Source organism: Microbacterium sp. 1.5R (assembly GCF_001889265.1).
Lineage (GTDB): Bacteria > Actinomycetota > Actinomycetes > Actinomycetales > Microbacteriaceae > Microbacterium.
On sequence record NZ_CP018151.1, the window covers coordinates 379,719 to 397,896 of the forward strand.

An 18,178-nucleotide genomic window follows, 5' to 3' on the forward strand; every position below is an offset into this window, starting at 1 on the left:
GAGGGCGCTCAGGCGTCCTCGTCGCGGAGGCGCTGCGGCCCCGCGCCCTGACTTCCCAGGGCATCGTCGGGGTTGAGCAGACCGCACGCCTTCATCGACAGGCATCCGCAGCCGATGCATCCCGTCAGCTCTCGTTCGAGTCGCTCGATGCCCTCGCGGCGCTTCTCGAGTTCGCGCTTCCAGCGCCGTGACGCCCGCTGCCAGTCGGCGTGACTCGGGGTCTGCGTGAGCGGGACGTCGGCGAACGCGTCCTGCACATCCGACAGGGGGATGCCGAGGCGCTTCGCCACGGTGATGAGCGAGACCCGGCGCAGCATGTGTCGGGCGTAGCGGCGCTGATTGCCGGCGGTGCGCGTCGACGCGATGAGACCGAGGCTCTCGTAGAAATGCAGGGCGGACGGGGCGACGCCGGTGCGCCTGCTCATCTCGCCGATCGTCAGCGGCTCGTCGGGTCCGTGCGCAATCCGGTCCGGATCGGTGCTCATCGCGGCCTCCTCGATTTGACCTCAAGTGTACTTGAGGTCATACGGTGGCAACCGTGACCCGAACGGAGACCGCCACCCGATGACCTACGTGATCGCCCTGCCCTGCGTCGATGTCAAGGACCGTGCGTGCATCGACGAATGCCCTGTTGACTGCATCTATGAGGGCGAACGCTCGCTGTACATCCACCCCGACGAATGCGTCGACTGCGGCGCGTGCGAACCCGTCTGCCCGGTCGAGGCGATCTACTACGAAGACGACCTGCCTGACGAGTGGCAGGACTACTACAAGGCCAACGTGGAGTTCTTCGATGAGCTCGGGTCGCCCGGTGGCGCCGCGAAGCTCGGCATCATCGAGCGCGACCACCCGATCATCGCCGCACTTCCGCCCCAGGAGGCACCCGAATGAGCAGTCAGCAGCACCCCGCCGCGCCGGTTCCGTCCGAGGTCGGTGAAGGGCTCAAGGCCGCGTTCCGCGCGCATCCGGCGGGGGTCGCGATCATCACGGCGATGACCCCCACCGGTCCCGTCGGTCTCACGGCGTCGAGCGTCGCATCCGTCGCGGTCGACCCCGCGGCGATCGTGTTCTCGGTCACCAGGGCCACCGGCAGCGCGGGCTCGATCCTCAACGCCGAGTCGTTCGTCGTGCACCTGATCGACGACGAGCACTCGGCCCTGGCGCAGAGCTTCGCGGTGAGCGGCGCCGACCGCTTCACCCCCGAGCAGGGGTGGGGCACCCTTCCGACCGGTGAGCCGTACCTCGCCGAGGCGCGCGCCGCGATGCGCGGTCACACGATGTCGACGGTCGCGGTCGGCTCATCGACCGTCGTGGTCGCCGAGATCGACGAGGTGCTGCTCGGGCGGGCGGGCCGACCGCTCGTCTACCTCGACCGCCGATTCCACTCACTCCCCACCGATCAGAACGACTGAAAGGAACAGCATGCCCACTCCGTACACCCTTCCCGAGCTGCCGTACGACTACTCGGCGCTCGCCCCCCACATCTCCGGCAAGATCATGGAGCTGCACCACTCCAAGCACCACCAGGCGTACGTCACCGGTGCCAACACGGCGCTCGAGCAGCTCGGCGCGGCCCGCGAGTCCGGCGACTTCGCCGCCGTGAACAAGCTCGAGAAGGACCTCGCGTTCAACCTCGGCGGTCACATCAACCACTCGGTGTTCTGGGAGAACCTGTCGCCCGACGGCGGCGGCAACCCCGAGGGCGAGCTGGAGGCCGCGCTGACCGACGCGTTCGGCTCGATCGACGCCTTCCGCGCGCACTTCACCGCCACCGCGCTCGGTGTGCAGGGTTCGGGCTGGGCTGTGCTCGCGTGGGACAGCGTCGGTGCGCGTCCGGTCATGTTCCAGCTGTTCGACCAGCAGGGCAATGCCCCGCTCGGCGTCACGCCGCTGCTGCAGCTCGACGTCTGGGAGCACGCCTACTACCTCGACTACCTCAACGTGCGCGCCGACTACGTCAAGGCGTTCTGGGAGCTCGTCAACTGGTCCGACGTGCAGCGCCGGTTCCAGGCTGTGCAGGAGAAAACCGCGGGCCTCATCGTCGCCCGCTGAATCTCACGCCTTCTCGCCTGCGCGCGACCTGTCTTTGCCCGTTCCCTCGGGAGGAGATCACCACTCGGGAGGAGGATGCCACGGCATCCGTCCTCCCGAGGCGCACTTCTCCTCCCGAGGCGCAGCGGACACCGAGGATCAGGTCGGCGACGTGCGGTTCAGCGCAACTGGGCGAACCTCTCGACCTCGCGTGTGGGTCCGACGACGAGCACGACGTCGCCGTCGCCCAGCACTGTGGCCGCCTCTGCGTTGCGCCACTCGCCGTCCGGCGCGCGGAACGCCGCAATGGTGACGCCGTAGGTCGAACGCACCGCGCCATCGGTAAGGGTGATCCCCTGCAGGTGCGCCGGGGCGACCGTCTTCACCACGGCGTATCCTCGATCGATCTCGAGATAGTCGGCTGCCGCGCCGCGTACGAGGTGTGCGACGCGGCGGCCCATGTCCTTCTCGGGATAGATCACTCGGTGCACGCCGAGCTGCTCGAGCACGGCTCCGTGTCGTTCATCGACGGCTTTCGCCCAGATCACCGGCACCTTCATGGTCAGCAGCAGCGAGGCGGTGAGGATGGACGCAGTGATGTCGCTGCCGATCGCGACGACCACCCGATCGAACTCGCCGACCGCGAGCTGCTCGAGCACGTCGATACGCGTGGAATCGGCACGCACGACCTGCGTGAGCTGACCGTTGAGCGACTGCACCAGATCCTCGTCGGCGTCGATTCCCAGCACTTCAGTGCCCGAGGCCATCAGCTCGAGTGCGAGCGAGGTCCCGAACCGGCCCAGTCCGATGACCGCTACGGAGTCGGCCTCGGCGATCCGCCGAGCGTCCTGCCTGAATGAAAGAAATCTGGACACGCGGGTCCTTTCGTGCGTTGTGAGCGTGGCGATCAACCGATTGCGGGGCGCTCTTTAGGGAGATCGTAGGCGCTGGGGCGCTCGCGCAGGGCGAGAGCGGAACCGAGCGTCAGGGGCCCGAGCCGGCCGAGGAACATGAGCGCGACGAGGATCAGGTGCGCGGCCGGCGGCAGGTCCGCAGTGATCCCCGCCGACAGGCCGACGGTGCCGAAGGCCGACACCACCTCGAACAGCACGCGGTCGAGATCGAAGTCTGTCATTGCGAGGATCGCGATGACCCCCGTCATGACCGCACCCAGCGCGACGATCACGACGGTGATCGCCTCCCGGTGGACGGCGCGCGACAACCTCTTGCCGAAGACATTCACCGCCGCGCCGCCGCGGAGCTCCGTCCACATGATGAAGAAGAGAACTGCGAAAGTGGTCACCTTGATGCCGCCGGCGGTGCCGGCCGGTCCGCCACCGATGAACATCAGCACGTCCGTTCCGAGCCAGGTCTCGTCATGCATCTGAGAGATGTCGACGGAGTTGAAGCCCGCCGTGCGCGACTGCACGGAGTGGAAGAACCCGGCGAGGATCCGGTCGCCAGGCGAGAGCGCGCCGAGCGTTCCCGGGTTGTCCCACTCGAACAGCAGCACGTACGCCGTGCCGATCGCCAGCAGGGCCATCGTCGCCGAGAGCACGATGCGGGTGTTCATGGTCCAGTGCAATGGACGGCGGAACTCGCGTCGCAGCTGTCGCAGCACTGGGAAGCCGAGACCGCCGAGAACGATCGCCGCGCAGATCGGCAGGCAGATCCAGGGGTCGCCGACGAAGCCCATCAGGCTGTCTGTGTAGAGGGCGAATCCCGCATTGTTGAAGGCGGAGACGGCGTGGAACACGGCATGCCACGCAGCGCGCGCGGGGTCGTATCCATAGCCCGTGAGGAATCGCACGAACAGCAGCGCCGCCACGACGACCTCGATCATCAGGGTGGTGACGAGGATGCCGGTGGCGATGCGCTTCATACTTCCGCCGCCAGACGTCTTGGTCTCGGTGCCGGCGAGGATCCGCGATCGCACTGAGAGGCGGCGCGCGAGTGCGAGGCCGATGAGCGCCGCGAAGAGCATGATGCCCAGGCCGCCCACCTGGATCAGCGCCAGGATCACGACCTTGCCGAAGGGGCTCCAGAAGACCGCGGTGTCGACGACCACGAGACCCGTCACGCACACCGCGGACGTCGCGGTGAACAGGGCGTCGATCGGTGGAGTCCACGTCTGGGCGCTCGACGAGATCGGCAGCATGAGCAGCACCGTGCCGATGATGATGACCGCTCCGAACCCGGAGGCGATCACCTGGGCGGGGGCGAGACTTCGACGCCGACCGGCGGCGCGACGGAGCAGGGTCACGCATGGACACTACCCGTAACCGGGGTCGCGACCGAACGACATCCCGTGTGGCGCGTCACCGATCACGGGTTCCGAGCTCCTGCGTCTGAATGCCGCGGATCGGGGCCTCTCTGTGCAGAGACGAATGCGTTCGGCGTGCGTCGAGACACGAAGAGGTCGATCATGAGCAGGTTCCTGGTTCTCTACCGTTCAGCAGTGAGTGCCGCCGAGCAGATGGCGACAGCCGATCCCGAGTCGGGCGCGGAGTCGATGAAGGCGTGGATGGACTGGGCCGCGCGAGCGGGCGACGCGATCGTCGAACTCGGTTCGCCGACGCAGAGTGTCGCGGGCGGTGAGCCCGGTTCCTTCATCGGCGGGTATTCGATCATGCAGGCCGATGATCTGGCGGGCGTCACGGCCGCGCTCGCCGAGCACCCCCATCGCGGGTGGGGTGGGACGATCGAGATACTGGAGATGCTCGAGATCCCGGGCATGTGATCAGAGCGCGCTGAGCCGCTTCCGGGCGAGCGAGCGTCAGGCGAGCAGTTCGCCCGCGAGCGCCTCGATGCGACGGCGGATGTCGTCGCGGATCGGGCGCACGGAGTCGATGCCCTGCCCGGCCGGGTCGTCGAGCTCCCAGTCCTCGTAGCGCTTGCCGGGGAAGAACGGGCAGGCGTCGCCGCATCCCATCGTGATCACGACATCGGATGCCTGTACGGCCTCGGTCGTGAGCACCTTGGGCTGCTCGGCGGTGATGTCGATGCCGAGTTCGCTCATGGCCTCGACCGCGATCGGGTTGATCTGGTCGGCGGGCATGGATCCGGCGGAGCGCACCTCGATGCGGTCCCCGGCGACCTCGCGCAGAAAGCCTGCGGCCATCTGCGAGCGTCCGGCGTTGTGCACGCACACGAAGAGGACGGAGGGCTTGGTGGTGGTCGTGCCGGTTGTCGTGCTCCGGACGAGCAGCGTCTCTCGAATCTTGTTCGACACGGCCTCTCGCAGGGGGCGTACGGCATCGGCGTCCCAAGACTCGGGATTGGGGAACGACCACTCGAGCACTTCGCCGCGAGGGGTGGATGGCAGGGCGAGCCCCGGCTTCATGAGGACCACGATGTCTGCCGCATCCAGGTCGTCGGGCGTGACGGCCCGCGGCGTTCGGTCGGTGATGTCGATTCCCAGCTCCGCGACGGTGGCTGCGACGGCCGGGTTGACCTCGTCGGCTGGAGCGAGGCCGGCTGATGCGGCAGTGAAGCGATCACCCGCGAGGTGCTCCAGAAGGGCAGCGCCGAGCTGAGAGCGACCCGCGTTGTGCTGACAGATGAACAGGACGCGGGGAGTGCGGTCGGTCATGTGGTCTCTTTCCGGTGCGGTGGGATGGCGGCAAGACGCGGGGCCAGCGCCGTGATGCGGCGTTCCAGCTCTTCGAAAGCGGTATCGAAAGCATCGTCCGTGCCGAGGCGGACAGGGTCCGGGATGGACCAGTGCAGGTGCCCGGTGAGGCCGATCTCTTCGTGCGCGTTGTCGCAGACGGTGACAACCAGATCTGACGTATCCCACACCGACTCGAGCGCGCGCGGCGATTCGTCGGGCAGGTCGATCGCGCGGCGGCCGGCGACAGCGACGGCTCCTGCATCGATTCGATCGGCGGGATGGGTTCCTGCGGATGTGGCAGGGATGCTGCTGTGGGTCGACCATAGCGCCGCGGCGAGTTGAGACCGCGCCGAGTTCGCTGTGCAGACGAAGACGACGCGGCTCGCGCGCTCGACGCGCCCCGGGGTGAGCCCGTCGAGTGCGGAGTCGACGAGGTGGACGTAATTGCGACGTTTGTCGGCTTCTGACCTCGAACGGGACACCATCCCGACCGACTCCAGTCCGTTCAGATGGTGGGTGATCAGGTTCGAGGGGAGTCCCAACGCCACGCTGATCTCGCTCGGGGACAGATCTCCTAGGGTGAGAAGGTCGACGATGCGCAGGCGCGACGGGTCGCCGAGTGCAGCGTGCTTCGCGGCGCGCTCCTCGGCACTCTGCGGTCGATCGATATTCATTACTTCAATGTTGACTGAAGTACTTGGCGTAAGTCAAGATGAGCCGACATGAATACCGCCACCTCCTCACCCCCGGTGTCCCATCGACCCCATCTCATGCGCCGCGCTGCTGCCGAGTACGTCGGAACCGGCCTCCTCGTCGCCATCGTCGTCGGTTCGGGCATCGCCGCGCAGCGACTGTCTCCGGAAGACACTGGATTGCAGCTCCTCGAGAACAGCCTCACCACGGCGCTCGGTCTTGCGGTCCTGATTCTCATGCTCGGCCCCGTGTCCGGGGCGCACTTCAACCCTGCGGTGACGATCGTGGACTGGCTGCTGGGCCGCCGCGCCGGGACGGGTATCCCGGTGCGTGATGTCGCTCCCTATGTGCTCGCACAGATTCTCGGCGGGGTCTCCGGCACGCTTCTCGCCGGGGCGATGTTCGACGCGGCGCCCGCGTTCTCCCTCAATGAACGCGCGACAGGCGGGCATCTGATCGGCGAGGTGGTCGCCACCGCCGGGCTCGTTCTACTGATCTTCGCGCTGGCACGCACCGGCGCGGGGTCGGTCACGGCGGCGGCCGTCGGCGCCTACATCGGCGCGGCCTACTGGTTCACCAGCTCGACCTCGTTCGCGAATCCTGCGGTGACGATCGCCCGGATGTTCACCGATACCTTCGCCGGCATTGCGCCGGCATCCGTTGCGCCGTTCATCCTCGCCCAGCTCGTCGGCGCCGCCCTCGGCCTCGCGCTGCTGCTCCTCTTCTACCCGACCGTCGCCCGCATCGCGGGCGACGTCGTGGTTCCGCAGCTCGAAAACCGGCCCTGAAAGGCACGCTCATGCACCTTGTAGCGATCGGCGGAAGCGACGCCGGAATCTCGACCGCCATCCGCGCCCGCGAACTCGATCCGTCCGTCGATGTCACCGTCGTGGTGGCCGACGCGTATCCGAACTTCTCCATCTGCGGCATCCCGTACTACTTCTCCCGGGAGGTGCAGCCCTGGCAGTCGCTCGCCCACCGCACACACGCCGATCTCGAAGCCACCGGCATGAACCTCCGGCTCAACACTCTCGCGACCGCCATCGACGTCGACAGCCGCCGGCTCACCGTCCGCAACGCCGACGGCACGGAATCGACCATCGCGTACGACGAGCTCATGGTCGGCACGGGGGCATCGCCGTCGACGGCCGGCATCGCAGGGCTCGATCAGCTCGGCCCCGACGACGGCGTGCACCTATTGCATTCGATGGGCGACACGTTCGCGCTCGAGAGGTATCTCGATGAACATCAGCCCGAGACGGCGATCATCGTCGGAGCGGGCTACGTCGGCCTCGAGATGGCCGAAGCCCTCACCGTGCGCGGCCTCCAGGTCACCCAACTCCAGCGTGGACCCGAAGTGCTCTCTACTCTCGATCCCGAACTCGGTTCCCTCGTCCATGACGAACTCACCCGCCACGGCGTCGACGTCCTCACCCGCACGCGGGTGGAAGCCGTCATCCGCGACGCGGCCGGAATCTCAGTCCGGGGAACCCGCGACGGCGAGGCGTTCTCCCGCACTGCTGACGTGGTGCTCGTCGTCGTCGGCGTGCGCCCCAACACCGGGCTTCTCACCGCTGCCGGTGCGTCGACGGGAGCGGGCGGCGCCGTGGTCGTCGACGAGCGGATGCGCACCGGCCTTCCGCACGTCTGGGCCGCGGGCGATGGAGTCGTGACGCACCACCGTCTTCTCGGCGTCACCTACCTGCCGCTCGGCACGACGGCCCACAAGCAGGGGCGCGTCGCGGGCGAGAACGCGATCGGCGGCGACGCTCGGTTCGCCGGAAGCCTCGGCACGCAGGTGGTCAAGGTGTTCGACGTGGTGGCCGCTCGCACGGGGCTCCGCGACCACGAAGCAGAGGCGGCAGGGTTCGCACCGCGAAGCCATACCGCGCTCGCGGACGACCATAAGCGCTACTACCCGGGGGCGACACCCATCAGCATGCGTATCACGGGCGATAGTCAGGATGGCCGACTGGTCGGCGCGCAGCTCGTCGGTACGCGCGGCGCAGAGATCTCGAAGCGCGTGGACACCTACGCCACGGCGCTGCACCACGGGATGACCGTCGCTGCGATGAGTGACCTCGATCTCTCCTACACGCCCCCGCTCGGCTCCCCGTGGGATGCCGTGCAGATCGCCACACAGGCGTGGGAGCGCGAGGTGGGTTCGGCCTGAGGGCCCAGCGCTCGGTGAATCGCGATCAGCCGACGGTGACGGGGCGCAGGCCGATCTGCAGCACGGCCGGCGCGGCGCAGCATCCGCTCGCGCCGTCGTCGAAGTCCCCGGACCCCCCGCATACCCCGGTCGCGGGCAGGGTGAGTTCGTTGCGGGCCGCGTCCTCCCGATCGCCGACGAGGTGGGCGGCGACGCTGCGCACCTGCTCGTATCCGGTGAGGGCGAGGAAGGTCGGAGCTCGGCCGTAGGACTTCGCGCCGACGATGAAGAGGCCCTCCTCCGGCTGCATGAGCTGTCGGGCACCGGTCGCGCCCACCGAACCGCAGGAGTGGATGTTGGGGTCGATCTCGGAGGCGATGCCGGCGACCGCATCGAGAGCGGGGTCGAGATCGATTCGGAGTTCGCGCAGGATGCCGGTGTCCGGCCGGAATCCGGTGAGCGCGAACACGTGCGCGATCTCCGCCATCTCGCGTCCGTCTTCGGCGACGATCACCAGGCCGCTCCCGTCCCGTCGGAACTCGGCGACGCGGAATCCTGTCACCACCTCGACGACACCGTCATGGATCACCTTCGACACCCGAGAGCCGAGCGCTGCGCGTTCGGGCAGCTCGTCTCCGGCGCCGCCCCCGAGAACGTTCGCGGCGCTCCCTCGGCGGAGCAGCCAGGTGACGCGGGTCCCCGGCGACCGGCGGGCCAGTTCGCTCAGGCGCAGCACGGCGTGCGTGGCGGAGTGTCCCGATCCGACGACGACCACATGCGAGCCGGCGAGCCCGGACACGTCGTCGGGGATGCGGTAGGAGATCAGATCGGATGCCGCGGCCTCGCCCACGGCGGGGAAGCCGTCTGCGCCCGCAGGGTGGGGGAGACCCCAGGTGCCGCTTGCGTCGATGACCGCCCGGGCGCGGATCCGCGACTCGGTGCCGTCCGCGTCGAGGGTGTGCACGACGAACGGCTGGTTCCTGCGTCCGGACTCGACGACCTTGTCGCGACCCTGGCGAGCGACGCCCGTGACGGCGGTGCCGTACCGGATCCGCTCACCGAGTGCGCCCGCGAGAGGCGCCAGGTAGTCGCTCACCCATTCCGCCCCGGTCGGACAGCCCGCGGTCGGTGCGGTCCACCCGGTCGGCTCGAGCAGGCGACGCGCGGCGGCATCCGTCAGCTCGGGCCACGCCGAGAACAGGCGCACGTGGCCCCATTCGGAGACCGCGGCGGCAGGGCCGCGCCCTCGTTCGAGGACGACGACGTCTTCGCGGCGTTCGACGAGATGCGCCGCCGCTGCGAGACCCTGCGGCCCCGCGCCGATGACGACGATGGGAAGCTCGGACACGACATCTCCTCAGATCGAAAGACTTCAATATGAGAAGCGTCGCCCACGTATCGAACATTGTCAATACGTGAGAGGATGAGCGCATGACGCTTCCGGTGACGATCGAGCAGACGGGCTGCTGCACGCCGCGCGCGGCATCCGCTCTTCCGCTCGCCGAGGCTGAACGGATCGCCCGCCTGTTCAAGGCGCTCGGCGACCCGACGCGCATCCGTCTGCTCTCGCTGATCTCGTCGGCCGCGGGTGGCGAAGCCTGCATCTGCGACCTCACCGATCCGGTCGGTCTGTCGCAGGGCACGGTCTCGCATCACATGAAGCTGCTGGCGGACGCCGGACTCGTCACACGTGAGCAGCGCGGCAAGTGGGCGTACTTCTCCCTCGCCGAGGGTGCTCTCGACGCCGCCGGCGACGCCCTGCGAGCCGTCTGATCCTGCTGCGCTCCTCAGGTCGGCGGGCGGTCATCCCGATAGGCTGATTCCATGGCCCTCCTCTCGATCGCCGGTTCGGCGCGCGCTCCGCATGAGCTGCGCTCGGCGACTCCGATGAAGGAATGGATGCGCGTCGTGCTCCACCCGGGCACGAACGGGTGGACCAGCGTCTGGGGCACTCTCTCGCACGGCGAGATCGCGGGCTGCCCGCCGCCACGCGACTAGACCGCGCCTCTGTGGGGTGCGGTCTTCCGCGTCGTTCACCCCTTCTCTCGCGTGAGGTCTCGTCATGTCCGCTTCTCCTGTCCGCACCCGTCCCCGTCTCCGCCTGGCTCCCCAGGAGCTGTGGCGAGGCATCCGCTCCAACGCCCGCAGCGAGGTGCTCGGGGGTTCGCTGTTGCTCGCCGCCACCGTCGCCGCGCTGATCCTCGCCAACACCCCCGCCGTGTCGTGGTACGAGTCGGTGCGCGACTTCACGTTCGGCATCCCCGAGCTGCATCTCGATCTGAGCATCGGGGCCTGGGCCGCGGACGGCCTGCTCGCGATCTTCTTCTTCGTCGTGGGTCTCGAGCTGAAAGAGGAGTTCGTCACCGGCCGACTGCGCGATCCGCGTCAGGCGGCGCTGCCGATCGCCGCAGCCGTCGGCGGGGTGATCGTGCCGGCGATCATCTTCGCCCTGATCAACGCGGGCGACGGCGACGCCCTGCGCGGCTGGGCCATCCCGACCGCCACGGACATCGCGTTCGCGGTCGCCGTGATCGCCGTGGTCGGGAAGTCCCTCCCACCGGCGCTCCGCGTCTTCCTGCTCACACTCGCGATCATCGACGACCTGATCGCCATCACGATCATCGCGACCTTCTACACCGACTCGATCAGCTTCCCCTGGCTGACTCTCGCGCTGCTGCCCCTCGCAGGATTCGCGCTGCTCGTGCAGAAGGGCGTGCGGGCGTGGTGGATCCTGATGCCTCTCGCGATCGCCGTGTGGGTCTGCATCCATGCCGCCGGCATCCACGCGACCGTCGCCGGAGTCCTCCTCGGTTTCGTCGTTCCTGTCATCCCGACCGAGCGCGCTCGGGTGCCGCGAGGGACGGATGCCGACGGCGAGCCCCTCTACGACGGCCTCGCCCCGCACTTCGCCGACCGGTGGGGTGTCGTGGCGACGCTGTTCGCCGTGCCCGTGTTCGCCTTCTTCGCGGCGGGCGTCACGATCGGCGGACTCGCGGGGCTCGCGTCGGCGCTGACCGATCCGATCGCGATCGGCATCATCGTCGGCCTCGTCCTGGGCAAGCCGATCGGGATCCTCGCGACCACGTTCCTGCTCAGCCGGGTGCCCGCTCTGCGTCTCGACGAATCGCTGCGCTGGCCCGACCTCACCGGCATGGCGTTCCTCGCCGGAATCGGATTCACCGTCTCCCTGCTCGTCGGAGAGCTCGCCTACGGGTCGAGTTCGGTCGCCGACGAGCACGTCAAGATCGGTGTGCTCCTCGGCTCCCTGATCGCCGCGGTGATCGGCGGGCTGATGCTCGCGAGGCGCAACGCTCTCGCCCGCCGATCGCTGCTCGACGCCTGAGGGCGACGGTCAGGAGCTGCCGACCGTCGACTGCAGCTTCGCCATCACCTGGGTGATCGTGAACGATGCCGATTCCTGGCGAGCGGGGAACTCGGCAAGGGTGTGCAGCATGTTCGCCACATACGCCTGGGCCGGGATGAACAGGAAGATGTGGTCGAGCACCCAGTCCCAGTAGGTGTTCGAGGTGATGTCGGCGCGCTCGAACGGATCGGTGCGCAGATTGAAGAGCTTCGGGAACCGCAGCTCGATGTAGGGCTCCTGCCACACCTGCAGGGTTCCGACCGCGCGCTGCTCCAGGAAGACGAACTTCCAGTTCTCGAAGCGCAGCGCCGTGAGGTCGCCGTCGTCCGAGACGTAGAAGAAGTGTCGTCGCGGGCTGTGCTCGGCGACTCCCGTGATGTAGTCGAGCTGGTTGTTGCCGTCGAGATGGACCCTGAAGTCGGTGCCGTGCAGATCCGTGCCCGCCTTCAGACGCTCGGCGATGTCGGTGTCGCCGGCCGCCGCGAGCAGCGTCACGAACCAGTCGTTGTGGCTCACGATGCCGTTGAGCGTCGTGCCCGCGGGGACGTGCCCGGGCCAGCGCACCATCGCCGGGACCCTGTAGGCGCCCTCCCAGTTCGAGTTCTTCTCGTTGCGGAACGGCGTCATGCCGGCATCCGGCCAGCTGTTCATGTGCGGGCCGTTGTCGGTGGAGTACATGACGATCGTGTTCTCGGCGAGGCCGAGCTCGTCGAGCAGATCGAGCAGACTGCCCACCACGTCGTCATGATCGAGCATCGTGTCGTGATACTCCGACTGCCAGCGTCCGGCCCGCCCCTTGCTCTCCTCCTTGGTGTGGGTGCGGAAGTGCATGTGCGTCGAGTTGAACCACACGAAGAACGGGGTGTCGTCGTCGGCCTGAGCGCGGATGAAGTCCGCCGCAGCATCGCGGAACTCCTCGTCGACGGTCTCCATGCGCTTCTTCGTCAGCGGACCGGTGTCTTCGATGCGCTGCGTGCCGTCGTCGTTCGCCCACGAGTGGATCACGCCGCGCGGGCGGAACCGCTCGCTGAACCCGGGGTACTCCTCGTCGGTCGGGTAGTCCGGGTGCTCCGGCTCCTCCTCGGCGTTCAGGTGATAGAGGTTGCCGAAGAACTCGTCGAAGCCGTGCGCCGTCGGCAGGTGCTCATCGCGGTCGCCGAGATGGTTCTTGCCGAACTGGCCGGTGGCGTAGCCGTGGTGCTTGAGCGCATCCGCGATCGTCGGATCCTCGGGCTGGAGCCCCAGCTTCGCCCCCGGCATCCCCACCTTCGTGAGACCCGTGCGATAGGGGTTCTGTCCGGTGATGAACGCCGCACGCCCGGCGGTGCAGCTCTGCTCGCCGTAGTAATCGGTGAACTTCACACCCTCATCGGCGATCCGGTCGATGTTCGGAGTCCGATAGCCCATCAGGCCGTCGGTATAGGTGCTCAGATTGGCGATGCCGATGTCATCGCCCCAGATGATGAGGATGTTGGGCTTGTCGGACATTGTCGCTCCTCGGTCGGCGGTGAGGCCGGGCAGGCGCCCGTGCCGCTCAGCCAACCAGGGGCTCGGGTCAATGCCCAGGGGGGCCTCACACCGAGCGGGTGAGGCGGAATCCGATGTGCGACATGCCGGTGTCCTCCGCCTGGGGCGAGCGGGCGGCCGGGCGGAAGCGCAGGCAGTAGTCGGGGGAGCACAGGTGTGATCCGCCCTTCAGCACCCGGCGCGGGATGCTCGGGAAGCCCTCCTGCGCGCTCGCCGCTGCCAACAGGTTCGCGCGCTTGCCGGGATCCACCGGCTTGTCCGACAGTTTCAGATGCCGCGGCGTGTAGAAGTCGCTCGTCCACTCCCAGACGTTCGCGATCATGTCATAGAGTCCGTAGCCGTTGGGGGCGTAAGACCCGACCGGGGCCGTGCCGCCGACGCCCTGGTTGTCATACGGGAAGCGACCCAGCCAGGAGTTCGCCTGCGCCTCGCCACCGGGGTAGATCTCGTCGCCCCATGCGAAAGGCGCACCGTCGACCCCGCCTCGGGCGGCGTACTCGTGCTCGGCCTCGGTGGGCAGCCGCATCCCGACCCAGTCGGCGTAGGCGACCGCGTCCTCGAACGCGATGTGCACGACCGGATGCTGCAGCCGATCGTCGATCGACGAGTCGGGGCCGAACGGATGCCGCCAGGAGGCGCCAGCCTGCCAGCGCCACCAGTTGCGCCAGTTGCGCAGGTCGGTCGGGCCGGGGGTCGGCGTGAAGACCATGGAACCGGGCACGAGGTCCTTCGGATCCGCATCCGGAAAGGCAGCCGGGTCGAGAGGCCGCTCGGCCACAGTGATATATCCCGTGGCATCGACGAATTCCGCGTACTGCGCGTTGGTCACCTCGTAGCGGTCGATCTCGAACGAGGCGACCTCGCGCTCGTGCACCGGGCGCTCGTCGGGGTAGAAGTCCTCGGACCCCATCCGGAAGGTTCCGCCGGGGATCAGCACCATGTCGCGAATGTTCGTCACCCGCGTCAGCGTAGCGTCCGGGTCGTCGCGCGGGGCAGGATGCTCGCCCGCGTGGGGCTAGCCGACCAGGCGCGCGGTCGTGCCGCGGACGTTCAGCTCGTAGGGGAGCTCGGCCGGAATGCCGGCGGCGTCGCCGTCGGCGAGCTTGGCGAGCACGGCGTCCGCCGCACGCTCGCCCTGGCCCAGCGGGAACTGATCGACGGTGCTGAGTCGGAAGAACTCGCCGAGCTCGTGACCGTCGATGCCGACGATCGAGAGGTCGTCCGGCACGGCGAATCCGAGGTCGCGGGCGGCGAGGATCGCCCCGATCGCCATCTCGTCGGATGCCGCGAACACGGCGGTGGGTCGCGGGCCGGGGCGTCCGAGCAGCTGCTTCGCCGCGCGGTATCCGCCCTCGACCGTGAAGTCGGCGGGCTCGAGGAAGGCCGGATTCAGAGGGATGCCGGCCTTCGCCAGTGCCTTCTCGAAGCCCAGGCGACGATTCGTCGGGATGTGGAAGTCGATGTCGAACTCGGGGTTCGCGCCGATGTGGGCGATGTCGCGGTGTCCGAGACCGATCAGGTGCTCGGTCGCCAGCTGGGCCACGGCGACGTCGTCGACGGTGAGGGTGTCGAGCTTGGGGTTCGGCCCGCCGATCGCGATCACCGGCAGGCCGAGGTCGAGCAGGTACTGCGTCTCGTCGTCGTCGAGCTCGATCGACACCGCGATCACCGCATCCACTCGCTGCCGTCGCAGGAAGGTGTCGAACACGTGGCGGCGCACGTCCTTGTCGGCGGTGATGTTGTAGAGGGTGATGTCGTAGCCCTCGCGCATCAGCGCGGACGACACCCCCGACAGCACGGTGCTGAAGAACCATCGGTCGAGGAAGGGAACCACGACCCCGATGTTGCGGGTGCGGCCCGATGCCAGGCTCGATGCGCGGGAGGACACGACGTAGCCGAGCGCCGATGCCGCCTCCTGCACGCGCAGGCGGGCCGACTCCGACACATGGCCTCGGCCGCTCAGCGCGCGCGAGACCGTCGCGGTCGAGACGCCGGCGAGCCGGGCGACCTCATCGATGCTCGCCATGGGGGATCCTCTCTGAGCCGTTCCGGTCGCAGTTCGTGCCGTCGGGCGGTGCCGTGGGCGGCGCGAACTGCGACCGGAACATGATGCGACGTTACGCCTTGGTGTACCAGACCGCGGTGTCGACCGGCACGGCGCCACCGTCGAACGGCTGGCTCTGCAGGATCACGAACGCGTCGGTCGGCAGCGGCAGCGGCTCGGTGCCGAGGTTCGCGAGCACGTGCACGTCGCCGCGGCGGAACGCCACCGCATCTGCGCCGGCGTCTTCCCAGACGAGCGATCCGCTGCCGAAGCCGTGCTCACGGCGTCCGGCGAGCAGGCGCTTGTAGAGCGCCAGTGTCGAGGCGGGGTCGACCTCTTCGACGTCGCGCGAGTACGACGCCCAGTCGGCGGGCTGCGGCAGCCACGACGCACCGGTCTCGTTGAAGCCGAACGCCGGAGCATCCGCCTCCCACGGCAGCGGCACACGGCATCCGTCGCGACCGTAGCGCTCGCCGTTGGTGCGGAACCACGTCGGGTCCTGACGGAAGGCGTCGGGGATCTCCATCGCCTCGGGCAGGCCCAGCTCCTCGCCCTGGTAGAGGTATGCCGAACCCGGAAGCGCGAGCATCACGGTCGTCGCCGCGCGAGCGCGCGCGAGTCCGATGGCGGTGTCGGGCTTGTGCGGGGTGTTCGGGCCGATGCCCTCGCCCTGCGGGTTCTCGGCCGTGAGCGCGAGTCGCGACGCGTGGCGCACGACGTCGTGGTTCGACAGCACCCAGGTGCTGGGTGCGCCGACCTCGCCGAACGCGTCGAGGGATTCGCGGATGACAGACCCCAGAGCCTTCGCGTCCCACTCGGTCATGAGGTAGGGGAAGTTGAAGGTCTGGTGCATCTCGTCGGGGCGCACCCACAGGGCGGTCTGCTTGAGCGTCGGCATCCAGGCCTCACCGCACAGCGCGCGGTCGCCGTCGTACTCGGCCAGCACCTTGTGCCAGTCGCGGTAGATGTCGTGCACTCCGTCCTGGCCCCAGTACGGCACGTTCGCCTCGCCGCCGCCCATCGAGTCGGCGTCTGCCGGGGGCGTGTAGTCGGGCAGGCCGTCGGCCTTGATCATGCCGTGGGCCACGTCGACCCGGAAGCCGTCGACGCCGCGGTCGAGCCAGAAGCGCAGGATCGAGCGGAACTCCTCGCGCACCTCTTCGTTGTTCCAGTCGAAGTCGGGCTGCGTCGGGTCGAAGATGTGCAGGTACCACTGGCCCGGCGTGCCGTCGGCCTCGGTCACGCGCTCCCACATGCCGCCGCCGAAGACGGACTCCCAGTTGTTCGGGGGCAGCTCGCCGTTCTTGCCCTTGCCGTCGCGGAAGATGTACCGCGCGCGCTCGGGGCTGCCGGGAGCAGCCTTGAGGGCCTCCTGGAACCAGGCGTGCTGGGCCGACGAGTGGTTGGGGACCAGGTCGACGACGACGCGGATGCCGCGGGCGTGCGCCTCGTTCAGCATCGTGTCGAAGTCGTCGAGGGTGCCGAACAGCGGGTCGACGTCGCGGTAGTCGGCGACGTCGTAGCCGGCGTCCCGCTGCGGGCTCGTCATGAACGGGCTCAGCCAGATCGCGTCGACGCCGAGCTCCTTCAGCGAGTCGAGCCGGCTGGTGATGCCGGGCAGGTCGCCGATGCCGTCGCCCGAGGCGTCGGCGAACGAACGGGGGTAGATCTGGTAGATGACCGCGCTGCGCCACCACTCGGAACCGGGGGCTGCGATCTGCTCAAGCTGTGCCATGGCAACAGATTAGTGCAAACGCTTACATGATTGCCAGAGCGAGCATCGAATCGATTCGGGGATCCGATATTCTGCGCCGGTCCGCAGCCGCTTGCAGGCCCGGGAGTATGCTTCGGGCATCCGACCACAGGAGGCTGTCATGGTTCCCGAGATCAACTACTGGGCCGTTCTGCTCGCGACCGCCTCGAGCATGATCGTCGGCTCGATCTGGTACGCGCCGAAGGTGTTCGGCACCCGCTGGTCGAAGCTCGCGAACGTCGACATGGACCGTCCGGGGGCGAGCGCGACGATGGCGATCATCACCACCGTGATCGTGAGCTTCGCGACGGCGTGGGTGCTCGCCGGAGCATCCGCGATCGCCTGGCACTTCTACGACGGATCGTTCTTCTGGGCCGCCGTCGTCACCGGCGTGCTGCTGTGGGCCGGGTTCACGGCCGCGCGGTTCATCACGCACGACGCCTTCGAGGGTCGTCCGACGGCGTTGACCACCATGAACATCGCACACGAGATCGTCACGATCGTGGTCATGGCCGTGATCATCGGCGTCTGGCCGCCGGCTCTCGGCTAGCTCGCCGCGGCATCCTTCGTGAGGTCCTGCGCGAACATGACGAGGATCCCGCTCGGGCCGCGCAGATAGGTGAGCCGGTAGACGCCCTGGTAGTTCGCGACTCCTCGCAGCGGGTGATATCCGTGCCGGGCAGCGATGGCCAGGGACTCGTCGATGTCGTCGACGGAGAACGCCACCCGGTGCATCCCGATCTCGTTCGGCAGGGTCGGCTCGGTCTCGATCGCGTCGGGATGGATGTATTCGAACAGCTCGAGCTGACCGTGGCCGTCGGGTGTCTGCAGCACGGCGATCTTCGCGTGGTTGCCGTCGAGGCCGACGGCGGTGTCGGCCCATTCGCCGCTGACCTCGTCCCGACCGAGCACGGTGAGGCCGAGATCGGTGAAGAAGGCGATCGTCGCCTCGAGGTCGCGCACGGCGATGCCGACGTTCTCCAGTGTGATGGGCATGGCTC

General features: G+C 68.3%; 21 protein-coding genes and 1 pseudogene. 10 read left to right on the forward strand and 12 right to left on the reverse strand.

What is annotated here, in order from left to right:
• Nucleotides 1-8: 8 nt before the first annotated feature.
• Entirely contained in the window at nucleotides 9-485 is a 477-nt protein-coding gene (gene soxR / locus BMW26_RS01855) for a redox-sensitive transcriptional activator SoxR (protein ID WP_053098572.1), read from the reverse strand.
• Nucleotides 486-564: 79 nt separating this feature from the next.
• Between soxR and fdxA the strand changes: the two genes are divergently transcribed.
• Genes fdxA through BMW26_RS01870 form a run of 3 tightly spaced genes read left to right on the forward strand, consistent with a single transcriptional unit; the run spans nucleotide 565 to nucleotide 2,052 of the window.
• Nucleotides 565-891 carry a ferredoxin gene (gene fdxA, locus BMW26_RS01860; protein ID WP_053098573.1) on the forward strand — a complete coding sequence of 109 codons (327 nt, stop codon included), beginning with the start codon at nucleotides 565-567 and terminating at the stop codon, nucleotides 889-891.
• Nucleotides 888-1,412, forward strand: coding sequence for a flavin reductase family protein (locus tag BMW26_RS01865; protein ID WP_072590606.1), 525 nt, complete (start codon nucleotides 888-890; stop codon nucleotides 1,410-1,412). Before fdxA ends, BMW26_RS01865 begins: the two co-directional genes overlap by 4 nt.
• A gap of 10 nt (nucleotides 1,413-1,422) precedes the next feature.
• Complete coding sequence (locus tag BMW26_RS01870; protein ID WP_072590607.1) at nucleotides 1,423-2,052, forward strand: superoxide dismutase; 630 nt, start codon at nucleotides 1,423-1,425, stop codon at nucleotides 2,050-2,052.
• 158 nt (nucleotides 2,053-2,210) lie between these two features.
• Here BMW26_RS01870 and BMW26_RS01875 read toward each other — a convergent pair whose 3' ends face one another.
• Both BMW26_RS01875 and BMW26_RS01880 read right to left on the reverse strand, forming a co-directional pair.
• Nucleotides 2,211-2,906 (reverse strand): potassium channel family protein, encoded by a 696-nt coding sequence (locus tag BMW26_RS01875; protein WP_198032366.1) that lies wholly within the window; start codon nucleotides 2,904-2,906, stop codon nucleotides 2,211-2,213.
• 32 nt (nucleotides 2,907-2,938) lie between these two features.
• A complete protein-coding gene (locus BMW26_RS01880; RefSeq protein ID WP_072590608.1) occupies nucleotides 2,939-4,294 on the reverse strand; it encodes a TrkH family potassium uptake protein in 1,356 nt (451 codons plus the stop codon).
• A gap of 162 nt (nucleotides 4,295-4,456) precedes the next feature.
• On the opposite strand from BMW26_RS01880, the gene BMW26_RS01885 reads away from it, so the two are divergent.
• Nucleotides 4,457-4,771: a hypothetical protein gene (locus BMW26_RS01885; protein WP_157557389.1), complete on the forward strand. Its 315-nt coding sequence runs from the start codon at nucleotides 4,457-4,459 to the stop codon at nucleotides 4,769-4,771.
• 36 nt (nucleotides 4,772-4,807) lie between these two features.
• Here the strand turns inward: BMW26_RS01885 and BMW26_RS17860 are convergent, their stop codons facing one another.
• The 3 genes and pseudogenes from BMW26_RS17860 to BMW26_RS01895 all read right to left on the reverse strand — a co-directional run bounded on the left by BMW26_RS17860 (nucleotide 4,808) and on the right by BMW26_RS01895 (nucleotide 6,318).
• Nucleotides 4,808-5,152: an arsenate reductase/protein-tyrosine-phosphatase family protein gene (locus BMW26_RS17860; protein ID WP_232224572.1), complete on the reverse strand. Its 345-nt coding sequence runs from the start codon at nucleotides 5,150-5,152 to the stop codon at nucleotides 4,808-4,810.
• Between the two features lie 228 nt (nucleotides 5,153-5,380).
• Nucleotides 5,381-5,623, reverse strand: a pseudogene (locus BMW26_RS17865) (arsenate-mycothiol transferase ArsC); the annotation flags it as partial.
• On the reverse strand, nucleotides 5,620-6,318 hold the full coding sequence (locus BMW26_RS01895; RefSeq protein ID WP_072590611.1) for an arsenate reductase/protein-tyrosine-phosphatase family protein: 699 nt from the start codon (nucleotides 6,316-6,318) through the stop codon (nucleotides 5,620-5,622). The gene BMW26_RS01895 and the pseudogene BMW26_RS17865, both read right to left, overlap by 4 nt.
• 48 nt (nucleotides 6,319-6,366) lie before the next feature.
• Between BMW26_RS01895 and BMW26_RS01900 the strand changes: the two genes are divergently transcribed.
• Complete coding sequence (locus BMW26_RS01900) at nucleotides 6,367-7,125, forward strand: aquaporin (protein ID WP_072590612.1); 759 nt, start codon at nucleotides 6,367-6,369, stop codon at nucleotides 7,123-7,125.
• A gap of 11 nt (nucleotides 7,126-7,136) precedes the next feature.
• Nucleotides 7,137-8,510 carry an FAD-dependent oxidoreductase gene (locus BMW26_RS01905; RefSeq protein WP_072590613.1) on the forward strand — a complete coding sequence of 458 codons (1,374 nt, stop codon included), beginning with the start codon at nucleotides 7,137-7,139 and terminating at the stop codon, nucleotides 8,508-8,510.
• Nucleotides 8,511-8,535: 25 nt separating this feature from the next.
• Here the strand turns inward: BMW26_RS01905 and BMW26_RS01910 are convergent, their stop codons facing one another.
• Nucleotides 8,536-9,837, reverse strand: a complete 1,302-nt coding sequence (locus tag BMW26_RS01910; RefSeq protein ID WP_072590614.1) for an NAD(P)-binding domain-containing protein — start codon at nucleotides 9,835-9,837, stop codon at nucleotides 8,536-8,538.
• Nucleotides 9,838-9,920: 83 nt separating this feature from the next.
• On the opposite strand from BMW26_RS01910, the gene BMW26_RS01915 reads away from it, so the two are divergent.
• The 3 genes from BMW26_RS01915 (at nucleotide 9,921) to nhaA (ending at nucleotide 11,832) form a co-directional block, all read left to right on the forward strand.
• Entirely contained in the window at nucleotides 9,921-10,262 is a 342-nt protein-coding gene (locus BMW26_RS01915) for an ArsR/SmtB family transcription factor (RefSeq protein WP_053098578.1), read from the forward strand.
• A gap of 51 nt (nucleotides 10,263-10,313) precedes the next feature.
• The gene (locus tag BMW26_RS17710) at nucleotides 10,314-10,487 is read left to right on the forward strand and encodes a hypothetical protein (protein WP_171821976.1); all 174 of its coding nucleotides are present in this window, start codon (nucleotides 10,314-10,316) and stop codon (nucleotides 10,485-10,487) included.
• A gap of 64 nt (nucleotides 10,488-10,551) precedes the next feature.
• Nucleotides 10,552-11,832 carry a Na+/H+ antiporter NhaA gene (gene nhaA / locus BMW26_RS01920; RefSeq protein ID WP_072590615.1) on the forward strand — a complete coding sequence of 427 codons (1,281 nt, stop codon included), beginning with the start codon at nucleotides 10,552-10,554 and terminating at the stop codon, nucleotides 11,830-11,832.
• A gap of 9 nt (nucleotides 11,833-11,841) precedes the next feature.
• On the opposite strand, the gene BMW26_RS01925 is transcribed toward nhaA, so the two are convergent.
• From BMW26_RS01925 to BMW26_RS01940, 4 genes are all read right to left on the reverse strand, one after another.
• Entirely contained in the window at nucleotides 11,842-13,341 is a 1,500-nt protein-coding gene (locus BMW26_RS01925; protein ID WP_072590616.1) for an arylsulfatase, read from the reverse strand.
• Nucleotides 13,342-13,426: 85 nt separating this feature from the next.
• Nucleotides 13,427-14,320, reverse strand: coding sequence for a formylglycine-generating enzyme family protein (locus BMW26_RS01930; protein WP_198032400.1), 894 nt, complete (start codon nucleotides 14,318-14,320; stop codon nucleotides 13,427-13,429).
• Nucleotides 14,321-14,395: 75 nt separating this feature from the next.
• A complete protein-coding gene (locus BMW26_RS01935) occupies nucleotides 14,396-15,406 on the reverse strand; it encodes a LacI family DNA-binding transcriptional regulator (protein WP_072590617.1) in 1,011 nt (336 codons plus the stop codon).
• A 91-nt stretch (nucleotides 15,407-15,497) separates the two neighbouring features.
• Complete coding sequence (locus BMW26_RS01940) at nucleotides 15,498-17,159, reverse strand: glycoside hydrolase family 13 protein (RefSeq protein ID WP_072590618.1); 1,662 nt, start codon at nucleotides 17,157-17,159, stop codon at nucleotides 15,498-15,500.
• A 139-nt stretch (nucleotides 17,160-17,298) separates the two neighbouring features.
• Here BMW26_RS01940 and BMW26_RS01945 point away from each other — a divergent pair, with 139 nt between their 5' ends.
• Nucleotides 17,299-17,727: a DUF1761 domain-containing protein gene (locus BMW26_RS01945; protein WP_053098583.1), complete on the forward strand. Its 429-nt coding sequence runs from the start codon at nucleotides 17,299-17,301 to the stop codon at nucleotides 17,725-17,727.
• On the opposite strand, the gene BMW26_RS01950 is transcribed toward BMW26_RS01945, so the two are convergent.
• On the reverse strand, nucleotides 17,724-18,173 hold the full coding sequence (locus BMW26_RS01950) for a VOC family protein (RefSeq protein ID WP_072592192.1): 450 nt from the start codon (nucleotides 18,171-18,173) through the stop codon (nucleotides 17,724-17,726). The genes BMW26_RS01945 and BMW26_RS01950 overlap by 4 nt on opposite strands.
• Nucleotides 18,174-18,178: the final 5 nt, after the last annotated feature.

Excerpts from the sequence above, each read along its gene's own strand:
- soxR (WP_053098572.1), bottom strand. The coding sequence starts at position 485 with ATGAGCACCGATCCGGACCGGATTGCGCACGGACCCGACGAGCCGCTG.
- fdxA (WP_053098573.1), top strand. The coding sequence starts at position 565 with ATGACCTACGTGATCGCCCTGCCCTGCGTCGATGTCAAGGACCGTGCG.
- BMW26_RS01865 (WP_072590606.1), top strand. The coding sequence starts at position 888 with ATGAGCAGTCAGCAGCACCCCGCCGCGCCGGTTCCGTCCGAGGTCGGT.
- BMW26_RS01870 (WP_072590607.1), top strand. The coding sequence starts at position 1,423 with ATGCCCACTCCGTACACCCTTCCCGAGCTGCCGTACGACTACTCGGCG.
- BMW26_RS01885 (WP_157557389.1), top strand. The coding sequence starts at position 4,457 with ATGAGCAGGTTCCTGGTTCTCTACCGTTCAGCAGTGAGTGCCGCCGAG.
- BMW26_RS17860 (WP_232224572.1), bottom strand. The coding sequence starts at position 5,152 with ATGGCCGCAGGCTTTCTGCGCGAGGTCGCCGGGGACCGCATCGAGGTG.
- BMW26_RS01895 (WP_072590611.1), bottom strand. The coding sequence starts at position 6,318 with ATGAATATCGATCGACCGCAGAGTGCCGAGGAGCGCGCCGCGAAGCAC.
- BMW26_RS01900 (WP_072590612.1), top strand. The coding sequence starts at position 6,367 with ATGAATACCGCCACCTCCTCACCCCCGGTGTCCCATCGACCCCATCTC.
- BMW26_RS01905 (WP_072590613.1), top strand. The coding sequence starts at position 7,137 with ATGCACCTTGTAGCGATCGGCGGAAGCGACGCCGGAATCTCGACCGCC.
- BMW26_RS01915 (WP_053098578.1), top strand. The coding sequence starts at position 9,921 with ATGACGCTTCCGGTGACGATCGAGCAGACGGGCTGCTGCACGCCGCGC.
- BMW26_RS17710 (WP_171821976.1), top strand. The coding sequence starts at position 10,314 with ATGGCCCTCCTCTCGATCGCCGGTTCGGCGCGCGCTCCGCATGAGCTG.
- nhaA (WP_072590615.1), top strand. The coding sequence starts at position 10,552 with ATGTCCGCTTCTCCTGTCCGCACCCGTCCCCGTCTCCGCCTGGCTCCC.
- BMW26_RS01925 (WP_072590616.1), bottom strand. The coding sequence starts at position 13,341 with ATGTCCGACAAGCCCAACATCCTCATCATCTGGGGCGATGACATCGGC.
- BMW26_RS01930 (WP_198032400.1), bottom strand. The coding sequence starts at position 14,320 with ATGGTGCTGATCCCCGGCGGAACCTTCCGGATGGGGTCCGAGGACTTC.
- BMW26_RS01935 (WP_072590617.1), bottom strand. The coding sequence starts at position 15,406 with ATGGCGAGCATCGATGAGGTCGCCCGGCTCGCCGGCGTCTCGACCGCG.
- BMW26_RS01940 (WP_072590618.1), bottom strand. The coding sequence starts at position 17,159 with ATGGCACAGCTTGAGCAGATCGCAGCCCCCGGTTCCGAGTGGTGGCGC.
- BMW26_RS01945 (WP_053098583.1), top strand. The coding sequence starts at position 17,299 with ATGGTTCCCGAGATCAACTACTGGGCCGTTCTGCTCGCGACCGCCTCG.
- BMW26_RS01950 (WP_072592192.1), bottom strand. The coding sequence starts at position 18,173 with ATGCCCATCACACTGGAGAACGTCGGCATCGCCGTGCGCGACCTCGAG.